Consider the following 13,264-nt stretch of genomic DNA (forward strand, 5'->3'; position numbering starts at 1 on the left):
GTGCCTTTATCTTGTATCTATTTAGGGTAGAGACAGGCAAAGCCAAAGAAAGCGCTGATCATGGATTGGGACAAACTCAGAATTTTTCATGCCGTGGCGGATGCCGGGTCTCTCACCCATGCGGGCGACAAGCTGAACCTGTCGCAATCCGCTGTCAGCCGCCAGATCCGGGGGCTGGAAGAACAGCTGAACACCAATCTGTTCCACCGCCACGCGCGCGGATTGATCCTGACAGAACAGGGCGAATTGCTGTTCGATGCAACGCGGTCGATGACCAAACGGGTCGATGCCGCCACCGCACGCATCCGCGACAGCGAGGAAGAGGTCTTTGGCCAGTTGCGCGTGACCACCACAACCGGGTTCGGCACGCTCTGGCTCGCACCGCGCCTGCCAAAGCTCTATGAGAAATATCCCGACCTCTCCGTCGATCTGATGCTGGAGGAACGCGTGCTCGACCTGCCGATGCGCGAGGCCGATGTCGCCATCCGCATGAAGGAACCCAGCCAGGCGGACCTGATCCGCAAGAAGCTGATGATGATCCGCATGTGCCTTTACGCGACCCCCGCCTACCTGAAGGCGAACGGCACGCCCACCCGGCTTGAGGACATGTCCGACCATCGGTTGATCTGCCAGAACACCGACAGCGCACAGGTGGCCGCCGGTCAGAACCTTGTCCAGCAGCTTATGCTGAACGACGTGCGGTCCCTGCTGACGGTAAACAATTACTTTGGCGTGCTTCAGGGTGTGCTGCATGATCTGGGAATCGGGGTGTTGCCCGACTACCTGACGCAGGATTTCCCCGACCTTGTGCAGATCCTGCCGGATATCGAGTCGGCGGATGTCCCGGTTTTCCTCGCCTATCCGGAGGAACTGCGGCAATCAAAACGCATCGCCGCCTTCCGGGATTTCGTTCAGGATGAGATCATCACTTACCGTAAACGCCTGCGGGATAAAGAAAACGCCTAAGCTATGCGTCACGAGCATACCCGGCATGCCATATAAATCGAAAAACTGACTTGATCCAAGGCACGCTGCTACCTAATTCAGCGTTATGAAGATTGAAGCGCTTCGAACCAGTTCCCAGCGCATCGCTTCATACCTCCCTGTTGGACTTGGGCCGAGCTTTATGCTCGGCCTTTTTTTTCGCACCGTCACGACCTGCCGCCGGTGACAGATCCGCGGCAGTTCCCGGTCAGGACCCCAAGCGCCGCTTTGCCCTTTTCCCCTACCTGCGCTTCAATTAAGACAGGCCCATGAACGCCATCGGGGATACCTGCACATGACCGAACCTGAGATCACACCGGAAATCATCAAAGCGCACGGGTTCACGCCCGAGGAATTCGCCGAGGTGAATGCGATCCTGGGGCGGGCACCGAATTATACGGAAATGGGCATCTTCTCGGCCATGTGGAACGAACATTGTTCCTACAAGTCGTCCAAGAAATGGCTGCGCACCCTGCCCACCACCGGCCCCCAGGTGATCTGCGGTCCGGGCGAGAACGCGGGCGTGGTCGATATCGGCGACGGTCAGGCGCTGGTTTTCAAGATGGAAAGCCACAACCACCCCTCCTACATCGAACCCTATCAGGGGGCGGCGACAGGCGTGGGCGGCATCCTGCGTGATGTCTTCACCATGGGCGCGCGGCCCATCGCCGCGATGAACAGCCTCAGCTTTGGCCGCCCCGACCACCCCAAAACGCGCCAGCTTGTGCATGGTGTGGTGGCAGGGGTCGGCGGTTACGGCAATTGCTTTGGCGTGCCCACCGTGGGCGGCGAGGTCCGCTTTGACGCGGCCTATGACGGCAACTGCCTGGTCAACGCCTTTGCCGCGGGCCTCGCGGATGCGGACAAGATTTTCTACTCTGCCGCCTCGGGCGTCGGGATGCCAGTGGTCTATCTGGGTGCCAAGACCGGCCGCGACGGCGTTGGCGGTGCCACCATGGCCTCTGCCGAATTCGACGACACCATCGAGGAAAAGCGCCCCACCGTGCAGGTCGGCGACCCCTTTACCGAAAAGCGCCTGATGGAGGCGACACTTGAGCTGATGGCCACCGGTGCCGTGATCTCGATCCAGGACATGGGGGCCGCGGGCCTGACCTGTTCGGCAGTGGAGATGGGTGACAAGGGCGGGCTGGGCGTGCGGCTGAACCTCGAAGCCGTCCCCCAGCGCGAAGAGAACATGACCGCCTATGAAATGATGCTGTCGGAATCCCAGGAACGCATGCTGATGGTGCTCAAGCCCGAGCTTGAGGCCGAGGCGCGGGCCGTGTTCGTCAAATGGGACCTCGACTTCGCCATCGTCGGCGAAACCATTGCCGAGGACCGTTTCCTGATCACCCTGAACGGAGAGGTCAAGGCGGACCTGCCGCTGAGCAAGCTGGCCTCCACCGCGCCCGAATACGACCGCCCCTGGGAGGAAACACCCGCCGCCGCCCCGCTGACGGACGTGCCGGGGGTCGATCCCATCGACGGGCTGCGCGCGCTGCTGTCCGATCCGAACTACGCCTCCAAGGCCTGGGTGTACGAACAATATGACACGATGGTCATGGGCGACAGCGCCCGCACGCCCGGCCTGGGCGCAGGCATCATCCGGGTGCATGGCACCGACAAATCCATCGCCTTCACCTCGGACGTGACGCCGCGCTATGTCATGGCCAACCCCGAGATGGGCGGCAGGCAGGCCGTCGCCGAAGCCTACCGCAACCTGACCGCCGTGGGCGCGACACCGCTGGCAACCACGGACAACATGAACTTCGGCAATCCTGAAAAGCCCGCGATCATGGGCCAGTTCGTGGGTGCCATCAAAGGGATCGGGGCCGCTGTGACCGCGCTCGACATGCCGATCGTCTCCGGCAACGTATCGCTCTACAACGAGACCGACGGCACCGGCATCCTGCCCACCCCGACCATTGGCGCGGTGGGGCTGATCGGCCACCCGGACGAGATCATCGGCTGCGAGGTGCGCGACGGCCATGTGGCGCTGGTATTGGGCGAAACCACAGGCCACCTGGGCCAGTCCGCCCTGCTCGCCCGTGTCCATGGCCGCGTCGAAGGCGACGCGCCGCCCGTCGATCTGGCGGCGGAAAAAGCCAATGGCGATTTCATCCGCGCCAACCGGGCCAACATCAAGGCCTGCACCGACCTCAGCGACGGCGGTTTGGCACTGGCGGCATTCGAGCTGGCCGAAAGGGCGGGCGTCGGCGTCACCCTGGACGCGGGCGACACCGCCACCCTCTTCGGCGAGGATCAGGCCCGTTACCTGATCGCCTGCAACTTCGACCAGGCCGAGGCGCTGATGATCGCAGCCTCCCGCGCGGGCGTGACCGTGACCAGCGTCGGCAAATTCGGCGGCAGCGAGGTCAGCTTCGGCGGCGTCTCCGCCCCATTGGCCGACCTGTCAGAGACCTACCGCACCACCTTCGCCGCCACTTTCGCCTGAACCTTTGGTTTCGGAGCCGCCTTTGCTTGCGCAAGGAACGGCAACGCGCGGGGTGATTGCCAAGGGAAATCGCCGAGGGCCCCCTTTGGGGAGACGGCTATTTCCCTTGGGAAGCGCCGCGCGCGCTGCCATGACGGGCGCGATCAAAGACGGGTTCGAAATCCATTGGTTTTGGTGAGACCTGCAGCGCAAAAAACAATAATGTAATGCGCCTTAAGGCGCTCAATTCTCCAACACCCCCATCAGGCGCGCCTTCTCTCCCGCGTCATCGGGTTTCGAGATCACTGCCGCCAGTTCCTCCAGCGAGGCGATGGAATGGCCTGCGCGAAAACTGTCCACATGCGGCAGCATCGCGCGGATGCCCGCCGCCTTAGGCGCGAAACCGTCCCAGCGCAGCAGCGGGTTCAGCCAGATCAGCCGCCGGGCGGTCAGGTGCAGACGCTGCATCTGCCGCGCAAGGTCACTTTCTTTCACGCCGTCCCCGCCCGCATCCCGGTCCAGCCCATCGGTGATCAACAGCACCACCGCGCCCTGCCCCATAACCCGGCGCGACCAGTCGCGGTTGAACGTCTCCAGACAGGCACCGATGCGCGTCCCGCCCTCCCAGTCCTGCGCTTCCGCCCCGGCGGCGGCCAGTGCGGCGTCCACATCCCGAGTGGCGAGGTGCCGGGTGATGTTGGTCAGCCGGGTGCCGAAGGTAAAGGCATGCACCTGCGCCCAGCCCGCCCCGCGCGCATTGCTGACCGCATGCAGGAAATGCAGGATCACGCGGGAATACTGGCTCATCGACCCGGAAATGTCGCACAGCACCACAAGGTTGGGGTAGCGCGGGCGTGGCGTCTTGAAGGCAAGCCTGTCCATCTCCCCGCCCCGCCTCAGGGCGCCGCGCAGGGTGCGGGCCGCGTCGATCCGGCCCCGGTGCGACACCATCCCGCGCCGCGAGGGGATCGGTTTCACCGGCAGCTTCAGCCGCGCCAACATTCTTTTCGCCTCGGCCATCTCCGCCAGGCTCATCTGTTCAAAATCCAGCGTCTTGAGCCGTTCCGAGGCGGACATGGTCAGGCTCGCATCCACCTCGATCAGCGTCTCCTCGTCGCGCGGCTCTTCCGCGTCCTCGCCCGGCGGCGCTTCTGCCCCGTCCAGCAGGGCCTCCGCTGCGCGTTTCTCGGCGGGTTGGGCGGGCCGGTCCTCCTGCACGCCGCGGATCGCGGGCAACATGGCGGCCATCATATGTTCAAGGTAGCGCGGATCGCGCCAATACAGCCGGAACAGTTGGGCAAAGACGCGCCTATGCTCGGGGCGGTTCACGAAACAGGCGTGAAGGGTCCAGTAGAAGTCGCGCTTGTCGGAAAACCCCGCCGCCTGAACGGCACGGATCGCGTCGATCACGCGACCGGGGCCAATCGGCAGGCCTGCGCGGCGCAGAGCGCGGGCGAAATGGGTGATGTTGCCCGCCAGCTTGGGATCCTCGGGCAGATCAAGCGGCGGCAGTTCAGCCATGACTGGCTGAATGGAGGGCGCTGCCCTCCAAACCTCCCGAGATATTTTCTGCCAAAAAGAAGATCATGCCGGCTCCAGGCTGGCACGCGCCTGATCCAGTATCCGCTTGGCCTCGGACCCTTGCAATTTCGCGATATCGTCCTGGTATTTCAGCACCGCGCCCAGCGTGTCCGCGATCACCTGAGGCGAGAGCGTCAGCACATCCAGCGCCAGCAGGCATTTCGCCCAGTCGATGGTTTCGGCCACGCCGGGTTTCTTGAACAGGTCCTCGGTGCGCAATTGCTGGACAAAGGCCACCACCTCGCGGCTCAGCGCCTCGGCGGCCTCTGGCGCACGGGCGGCCAATATCTCCATCTCGCGGTCGAAGTCAGGGTAATCGACCCAATGATAGAGACAGCGGCGCTTGAGCGCGTCGTGCACTTCGCGGGTGCGGTTCGAGGTCAGGATGACAATCGGCGGCTCGGGGGCCTTGATTGTGCCCATCTCGGGGATCGTCACCTGAAAATCGCTGAGCGCTTCCAGCAGGAAGGCCTCGAAAGGGGCATCGGTGCGGTCCAGCTCGTCGATCAGCAGGATCGGCGCGCCGTTCTCGTCCGGGCGCAACGCCTGCAGCAACGGGCGTTCGATCAGGAATTCGTCGCTGAAAAGCGATTTTGTCAGGGCGGCACTGTCCGCACCGCCCGTCGCCTCTGCGGTGCGGATGGCCACCATCTGGGCCGGAAAGTTCCATTCATAAACCGCCGAGGCCGCGTCCAGGCCTTCGTAGCATTGCAGCCGGATCAACCGGCGGTTCAGCCCTGCCGCCATCGCCTTGGCAATCTCGGTCTTGCCCACGCCCGCCTCCCCCTCAAGGAACAGCGGCCGGCCCAGCTTGAGGCTCAGGAACACAACGGTGGCAAGCGCGCGCCCGCAAACGTAGCCTTGCGCATCCAGCATCTTCTGGACCGCGTCGATGGATGTCATTTCTGTCATGGTGCCTCCCCGCTGGTGACAAAGGTGCATCTGCACCCGGCGGGGTCAAGGTGCCAAAAAGTGCCGATTTGTCACGCGCACCCCGGCAGATACGCGCCAGATTGACGCGATTCCACCGCGCTGCCATAATATTTACGAATAAAGACGAGGTTTGGGGCATCCTGCCACCGAACCCAGAGGCGGAAGATGAGACAGACACCAGATACCCCGATCATGGTCGGCGGCTGAGGCCATGCGCATCACGGCAGTCACCTGCGTCAAGAACGAAGGGCCCTTCCTGCTGGAATGGATCGCCTTTCATCGTCTCATCGGCGTGACCGATTTCCTGTTCTATTCCAACGATTGCACCGATGCGACAGACCGTCTGCTGGACCGGCTTGAGGGGCATGGGATCTGTGTGCATCTGCCGAACCCGGCAACCAACCGCAATTACCAGATGCAGGCGCTGAAGGCCGCGCGGCGGCATCCGCTGATCAAATCGGCCGATTGGGTCTGGGTTGCGGATGTGGACGAATTCCTAAACATCCATGTGGGCGACCATACAATCCCCGCGCTGATTGCCGCCTGCGGCAACCCCAAGGCGATTTCGGTCACCTTTCAGTTCATGGCCAATGGCGGCGTGGAAACGTTCGAGGATGCGCCGGTGATCAGCCAGTTCCTGCGCAGCCACAACCCCGACATCTGGTGTGCCGAGACCGCGATCGAGGTGAAAAGCCTGGTGCGCAGCGATTTCCCGCTGGAGTATTTCGGCGCGCATCGCCCCTTTCACGACGAGGAAAAAGAACGCCCGCAGTGGACCGACGGATCAGGCCGCCCGGTGCCGCCGCCGTTTCGCAAGCAGTTGAACAAGCGCCGCATCCGCGCCTACCCCGCACGGGGTGCGCGGGAGTTTGCCACGCTCAACCATTATGCCCTGCGCTCGCTCGACAGTTATCTGGTCAAGAACGACCGGGGCGATGTGAATCGCGAACACCGCGCCTTTGACGATGCCTATTGGCGCGAACGCAACGACGGTGCCTGGTTCGACGACAGCATCCTGCGCTACGAAGCGGCACTGCGGACCGAAATGGACCAATTGATGGCGCTGGACGGTGTCGGCGATCTGCATGCCGAAGCCGTGCGCCTGCACCGCGAGAAACGCGATGCCCTGCTGGCGCAGGACAGCTACCGCGAGATGCAGGCCCAATTGCGCGCCGCCCCCCCCTATGCCGCCGCCGAAGCCGCGCTGCGCGACGAAATCGGGCTCGCGCCGGGGGACCTGCTTTGAGCCGTTTGCGTGTCGTCAACCTCGCCCTGCCGAAAACCGGCACCACCACGCTGACGGATGCGCTGCGCCAGGCGGGGCTGACCGTGGCCGACTGGAAAATACGCCCCGGCCAGAGCAGCCGCAGCGACATCCCCCGCCAGCATCTGGGCAAGGTGATCTACGAGGATTACTTTGCCAGTGGCGATCCGCTGGCGCGGCTGGATGAATTCGACGTGATCAACGAAATGTCCGCCGTGCGGCAGGATCGCTCGCTTTGGCCGCAGACTGACTGGGGGCTGATCAGTGCCATTGCCGCACATCATCCCGGTGTGCGGTTCATCCTGACCACCCGCGACCCGGCGAAATCAGCCAACTCCATGATGCGCTGGAACAATCTGGGCAAACGGAGGTTGCCGCAGGCCGATATCCCCGGCCTGCCGCGCGGTTTCGGCAGTACGGAGGACGAATTGGCGCGCTGGATGGCGGGGCATTACGCCTTTTGCCGCCGTGTCTTTGCAGGGGCCGATAATTTCATGGAATACGACATCGAAGACAGCGAATCGCCAGAGAAGATCGGCCAGTACCTGGGCCTTGACCTGCCCTGGTGGGGCCAGAGCAACATCGGCAAGCCCCAGACGCGGGAGGCCGGATAGATGCGTCTGACCCTGTTCATCGGCCCGTCCGAGAAAGCCGCGATGCGTCTGCGCGGGCTGTTCAAGGAAAAGGAAGGGCCGCTGGCCAAGCAGGGCGTCATCGCCCCTGACTGGAACCATGTGCGGCTTTACGCGGCCTGTGCCGAGGCTGAGGAAATCAGTGCGCTGCGCCACAAACGGGGGCTGGACAATCCGCTGGTGCAGCAGACCCTGACGGCGGAATTTCAGGCCCTGCTGGCCAAGGACCTGCCCGAGATGAAGGGCAACCATGTGGTGCTGGCCGCCGCACAACTGGGCAGCCTGCTGTCCGAGCCCGCCGAACTGGCGCGGTTGCATGATTTGTTGTCGCCCCATTTCAACCGGATCGAGATCGTGGCGCATCTGGACGAACAGGCGCGCGCGCTGACCCAGCATTACAACCTTGCGGTGCTGGAGGGGCGGCGGCGCGATCTGGGGGAGGAACTGGCGCTGGCCGGGCATAAGGACTGGTGGAAAGGGGCGCTGGCGCTCAGGGGTGAAAACGACAGCTATCTGGCGCAGTTCAACGATGTGCAGTGCCCGCCTTTCTGGCTGGATTACAAGGCGCTGCTGGCGGCATGGGAAAAGGCGTTCGGCAAGGGCCGGGTCACGTTGCGCCCGCTGGACCTTGAAGCCCTCTGTTCCGAAAAGGGGACGGCGGAACTGGAAACCGTGCTGGGGGTCAAATCGCTTGGCAAGGTCCAGCCGGACCGCATCCCGCAACAGGAGGCCGCGGCCTCCCTCACCCGGATCAGGCAGATGAACGAAGGGCTGGCACGCTATGCGCAGGCCCGGCAGATCATCATAGCGCGTGATTTCTGCCAGCAGATGCGCGCCGCCGTGCGCGTTGCCGGGCCGGTGGTCGAGCCGGGCAGCCTGCATGCCATCTCCAAACACTTCACGTCTGCCAATGCGGCACTGGTCAAACGCTTTCCCGACCTCAAACCGGCACTGACGCCGGATGCGCCTGCCCCCGACTGGCAGGAAGCGGACCCCACCCTGGGGTTCCGCGCAACCCAGTACCTTGCCGCCTTTGCCTTTGGCATCAACAAGAACGCCACGCCGATCGCCAGCAAGCTGGCCGAAGCGCAAGCGGTGGAGGAAGCGGCGGAGAAATTCGACGACCTGCTGCCTGCGGACAGTAAGGACGACGCCGAACAGGATGCCAACACGCGGCTGCTGAACCGGGTGAAGGTCAACCACCAGATGGTGCTCTCGACCCAATTCCGGCCCCACAACAATCTTGGTGCGGTGAACGAGGAGGAGTTGGGCGCGGCCTATACCCCCGCCCCGGCACGGGTGCTGAAACCCGGCTCAACCGGCAATGTGATCGTCGGCTGCATGAAGAACGAAGCGCCCTATATCGTGGAATGGATCGCCTACCACCGCGCCATCGGGGTCGATAACTTTCTGATCTATACCAATGATTGCAGCGACGGCACCGATGCGGTGCTGGGCCGGTTGCAGGAGATGGGCGTGATCCAACACCGCAACAACGACAACTGGAAAGGCAATTCGCCGCAGCAATACGCGTTGAACCAGGCGATGAAGGAACCTGTGATCGAAAATGCAGAGTGGATCATTCACATCGACGTTGATGAATTCATGAACGTGCGCACCGGGAACGGCACGCTCGACGACTTCTTTGCCGCTGTGCCCGATGCCACCAATGTCGCGATGACCTGGCGGCTGTTCGGCCATAACGGCGTGAGAGAACTGCGCGATGCCTTTGTGATCGACCAGTTCGACAGCTGCGCGCCGAAATACTGCCCCAAGCCGCATACGGTCTGGGGCTTCAAGACCATGTTCCGTAACATCGGGGCCTATGCGAAACTGTCCTGCCACAGGCCGAACAAACTGGCACAACCTTTTGAGAACAAGGTGAAATGGGTCAATGGATCGGGCCGCGACATGACCCGCGACGCCGCCCATAACGGCTGGCGATCGTCGAAAAAGAACGTGGGCTATGACCTGCTGCAACTCAACCATTATGCCCTGCGCTCAGCCGAATCTTTTCTCATCAAGCGCCAGCGTGGCCGGGCGCTGCATGTGGATCGGTCGATCGGGATCAACTACTGGATCCGCATGGACTGGTCCGATTTCCGCGACATCACCATCAAGCGCAACATCCCCCGCGTGCGCGCCGAATTTGACCGGCTGATGCAGGATGACACCCTGCGTGCCGCCCATGAGGCGGGCTTTGAATGGCACAAGGCCAAGGCGCGCGAGTTGCATGGCATGCCGGAATTCCGCGACCTTTACAGCCAGGCGCTGGAGGTCAAACTGAACGAAACGGAGCGGGTGGCCTATGCGCTTTCGCTTGATATGGAGAGTTGAGACATGGACGGTAACACAGTCGATGCGCCCAAACGCAAGGTGAATGCACAATTCGTGATGTCGCGCGGCATGCGGTTTCCCAAACATCCCGACATCATCCAGGGCCGCGTGCGCAAGCTGTTGCGCACCAACCAGTACGAAGCCAAGGAGACCGAGGCCGCCCTGCGGGTGGTGCGCGAGGGCGACGTGGTGATGGAACTGGGGGCCGGTATCGGCTATATGTCCACACTGGTCGCCACCAAACGCAAGATCGCCTCGGTCCATTCCTTCGAGGCCAATCCGCACCTGATCCCCTATATCCAGACGGTTCATGCGGCCAATGGGGTCGAGAACGCCTCAGTGACCAATGCCATTCTGGGGCCCCGCAAGGGCAGCGTCGATTTCTATGTCCGCGACGCGCTGCTGGGGTCGTCCCTGCAGGTGCTGGAGGGTGAAGTGGACCCGCCTGCCACCAAGGTCGATGTGCTGAACATGAACACGGTGATGAAGGACATCAAACCCAATGTGCTGATCTGCGACATCGAAGGGGCCGAGGCGGACCTGATCCCGCAGATGGACCTGTCAGGCCTGCGCGCGGCGATCCTGGAAACCCATCCCCAATGGATCGGCCCCGAGGGGATCAACAAGATCTTCCGCGCCTTCATGGAGGCGGGCCTCGCCTATTACCACCGCGGCTCGCAGGGCAAGGTCGTGTGTTTTCGCACGGAGTGGTAAGTGACCCACACGGCCCTTTTATGCGTCCGCAACGAGGGCGCGTTCCTGCTGGAGTGGCTGGCCCATCACCGCGCGGTGGGCTTTGACCATTTTGTCGTGTTTTCAAACGACTGCGAGGATGGCACCGATGACATGCTGGATCATCTGGCGACGCTGGGCTGGCTGACCCATCTGCGCAATGACGGCCCCTATGACAAGGGCGGCATCCAGTTCACCGCGCTGAAGGCGGCGGCGAAACGGGACGAGATTGCCCAGGCCGACTGGCTGTTGCCGCTGGACGTGGATGAATTTGTGAACATCCACACTGGCGATCATACGCTCACCGCCCTGCACACCGCCCTGCCGGAGGCCACGGCGATCACGCTGACATGGCGTCTGTTCGGCACCTCCGGTCAGGTTCGCTATCAGGACACCCCGGTGACAGAGACCTTTACCCGCTGCGCCCCTGCCGTGCTGCACTGGCCTTGGCGGGCGGCGATGTTCAAGACGCTTTACCGCAATGACGGCACCTACGGCAAACCGGGCGTCCACCGCCCCCGCGCGCCCGACCCCGCGCGGCTGGAGCAAGCCCGCTGGTTCGATGGCCATGGCCGCCCCCTGCCCGACCAGTTCAGGACCAAACGCATCTTTTCCAATTTCGGCCAGGACAATTACGGTCTGGCGCAGCTCAACCATTATCCGCTGGGCGCGCTGGAATCCTATGTGCTCAAGGCCGACCGGGGCCGCGCGGTACATTCCGATCACCTGCTGGGGCTGGATTACTTTGTCGAACGGAACTTCAACACCGACGAAGACAGCAGCATTCAGGCGATCTTTCCCCGGCGCGATGCCGTGCTGAACGAATTGCGCGCCGATCCCACCCTGACAGCGCTGCATGACGCGGCCGTCACCTGGCGCAAGCAGCGGTTCGAGGCATTGCTGCGCCTTGAGCCCTTCCGCGCCCTCTTTGGCAGGCTGATGATGGCACAGCCGACACAGCCGCTGCCGGTTCAGGCCGCCCGCTTCCTCGTGCATCACGCCAATCTGGCACGGCAGGCGAAGGGCAGTTAGGGCCTGTGGACGTTCATCTTCCACCACCCGTTTCAGTCCAAAATTGCTCAGTTCCAGGCAAGAGAGCGCCGGAATAGCCAGTTATTTCAAGCTCTCTTAACGCAGAAATGGGCAATTTTGGCGAAACCCCTGCGGGGCGCGGCGGATTTTGCCTCTGCCATCCCGGATGTTCGCTTCCAATGATCACATTGCTGCGCTCACATCAGGGCGCCAGCGGCAAAATCCGACTCGCGCGGGTGGCGGAAGATGAACGTCCACAGGCCCTAGCCGCAATTGCGCGAAAATTCTCCCAATTTTTGCCTCAATTTCGGGGTATTGCCTGCATAATCATGCGCCAAAGACGTATGAAACCCGGCTTGAGGATGCAGCAATGGCTGACGAACCCCTTACCCTACAGTCTTCGCTGGCTGGCCTGTCCAAACGGGACTGGCTCGCGGCGGTGGCTGAACTGTGTGAGGAGGACGGCTATTTCGAACCGCTCGGCAAACGCCACTTTGCCGCCTTTATCGAACGCGAACCAACCCTTCTGGTCAGCTTTGAAACCATTCAGGGCATGCATGCGCTGTCGGACAGGGCGCAGCCGCTGGGCTGGGAAATGGTCGAGGCCCGCAACTGGTCCCACCTGTGTCTTGCCAGCGACGGGGATACATGGTTTCGCGACAAGGCGGTGCATGGCTATTTTGACCGGCTGATCGACGATGGTTTCTTTGACGAATTCGAGACCGTGCTGTTTTACGGTGCGGGGCCCTGCGGCTATGCGGCTGCGGCCTATTCCGTCGCCTCACCCGGCGCCCGTGTGCTGGCGATCCAGCCGCAGGCCACGCTGGATCCGCGCGTCACCGAATGGGACCCGCGGTTCACCGACATGCGGATGCAGGATTTCACCTCCCGCTATGGCTATGCCCCCGACATGCTGGATGCCGCCGACCACGCCTATGTGCTCTATGACCCGCGCGAGGCGCTGGATGCGATGCATGCGGCGCTGTTCACCCGGCCCAATGTGACCAAACTGCGGATGCGGTTCATGGGCGATGCGCTGCAGACCGATCTGCTGGAAATGGAACAATGGGTGCCCCTGCTTGGCGCGGCGGCCGACGGCAGCCTTGATGCGGCCAGTTTTGCCACCGCCTATCGTGCGCGGCGCGATTACCGCCCCTATCTGCGCAATCTGCTGAATGCGCTGGACTATGACGACCGCGACGGGCTGATGGAAATGCTGTGCCGCAATGTCGCCGAGCGCATCGGCGGGCGGCGCTTTGTGAACCGGTTGGCACAGCTGGAAAAGGCGCGCGGCGAAGGGTGATCTGATCCCGCACCGGCCCGGCCCCATTGCGC

The 13,264-nt window shown here is 62.8% G+C and carries 10 protein-coding genes; 8 read left to right on the forward strand and 2 right to left on the reverse strand.

Going from position 1 to position 13,264, the window contains the following annotated elements; genetic code table 11:
- Nucleotides 1-60: 60 nt before the first annotated feature.
- Together A8B82_RS02195 and purL are read left to right on the forward strand one after the other, a co-directional pair.
- The gene (locus A8B82_RS02195; protein ID WP_067287734.1) at nt 61-966 is read left to right on the forward strand and encodes a LysR family transcriptional regulator; all 906 of its coding nucleotides are present in this window, start codon (nt 61-63) and stop codon (nt 964-966) included.
- A gap of 313 nt (nt 967-1,279) precedes the next feature.
- A complete protein-coding gene (gene purL, locus A8B82_RS02200; RefSeq protein ID WP_067287736.1) occupies nt 1,280-3,439 on the forward strand; it encodes a phosphoribosylformylglycinamidine synthase subunit PurL in 2,160 nt (719 codons plus the stop codon).
- Between the two features lie 222 nt (nt 3,440-3,661).
- Here the strand turns inward: purL and A8B82_RS02205 are convergent, their stop codons facing one another.
- Together A8B82_RS02205 and A8B82_RS02210 are read right to left on the reverse strand one after the other, a co-directional pair.
- The gene (locus tag A8B82_RS02205) at nt 3,662-4,939 is read right to left on the reverse strand and encodes a vWA domain-containing protein (protein ID WP_067287738.1); all 1,278 of its coding nucleotides are present in this window, start codon (nt 4,937-4,939) and stop codon (nt 3,662-3,664) included.
- Between the two features lie 63 nt (nt 4,940-5,002).
- On the reverse strand, nt 5,003-5,911 hold the full coding sequence (locus tag A8B82_RS02210) for an AAA family ATPase (RefSeq protein ID WP_067287740.1): 909 nt from the start codon (nt 5,909-5,911) through the stop codon (nt 5,003-5,005).
- Nucleotides 5,912-6,143: 232 nt separating this feature from the next.
- On the opposite strand from A8B82_RS02210, the gene A8B82_RS02215 reads away from it, so the two are divergent.
- The 6 genes from A8B82_RS02215 to A8B82_RS02240 all read left to right on the forward strand — a co-directional run bounded on the left by A8B82_RS02215 (nt 6,144) and on the right by A8B82_RS02240 (nt 13,232).
- A complete protein-coding gene (locus A8B82_RS02215) occupies nt 6,144-7,178 on the forward strand; it encodes a glycosyltransferase family 2 protein (protein WP_067287741.1) in 1,035 nt (344 codons plus the stop codon).
- Nucleotides 7,175-7,810 (forward strand): sulfotransferase, encoded by a 636-nt coding sequence (locus tag A8B82_RS02220; protein ID WP_067287743.1) that lies wholly within the window; start codon nt 7,175-7,177, stop codon nt 7,808-7,810. The genes A8B82_RS02215 and A8B82_RS02220 overlap by 4 nt, the downstream gene beginning before the upstream one ends.
- Nucleotides 7,811-10,165 carry a glycosyltransferase family 2 protein gene (locus tag A8B82_RS02225; RefSeq protein ID WP_067287745.1) on the forward strand — a complete coding sequence of 785 codons (2,355 nt, stop codon included), beginning with the start codon at nt 7,811-7,813 and terminating at the stop codon, nt 10,163-10,165.
- A 3-nt stretch (nt 10,166-10,168) separates the two neighbouring features.
- Entirely contained in the window at nt 10,169-10,879 is a 711-nt protein-coding gene (locus A8B82_RS02230) for an FkbM family methyltransferase (RefSeq protein ID WP_067287747.1), read from the forward strand.
- Entirely contained in the window at nt 10,880-11,929 is a 1,050-nt protein-coding gene (locus tag A8B82_RS02235) for a glycosyltransferase family 2 protein (protein ID WP_067287748.1), read from the forward strand. It begins immediately after the preceding gene.
- A gap of 370 nt (nt 11,930-12,299) precedes the next feature.
- The gene (locus A8B82_RS02240; protein ID WP_067287750.1) at nt 12,300-13,232 is read left to right on the forward strand and encodes a phosphoadenosine phosphosulfate reductase; all 933 of its coding nucleotides are present in this window, start codon (nt 12,300-12,302) and stop codon (nt 13,230-13,232) included.
- Nucleotides 13,233-13,264: the final 32 nt, after the last annotated feature.

Origin of the sequence: Sulfitobacter sp. EhC04, from assembly GCF_001650875.1 — a bacterium.
GTDB lineage: Bacteria > Pseudomonadota > Alphaproteobacteria > Rhodobacterales > Rhodobacteraceae > Sulfitobacter.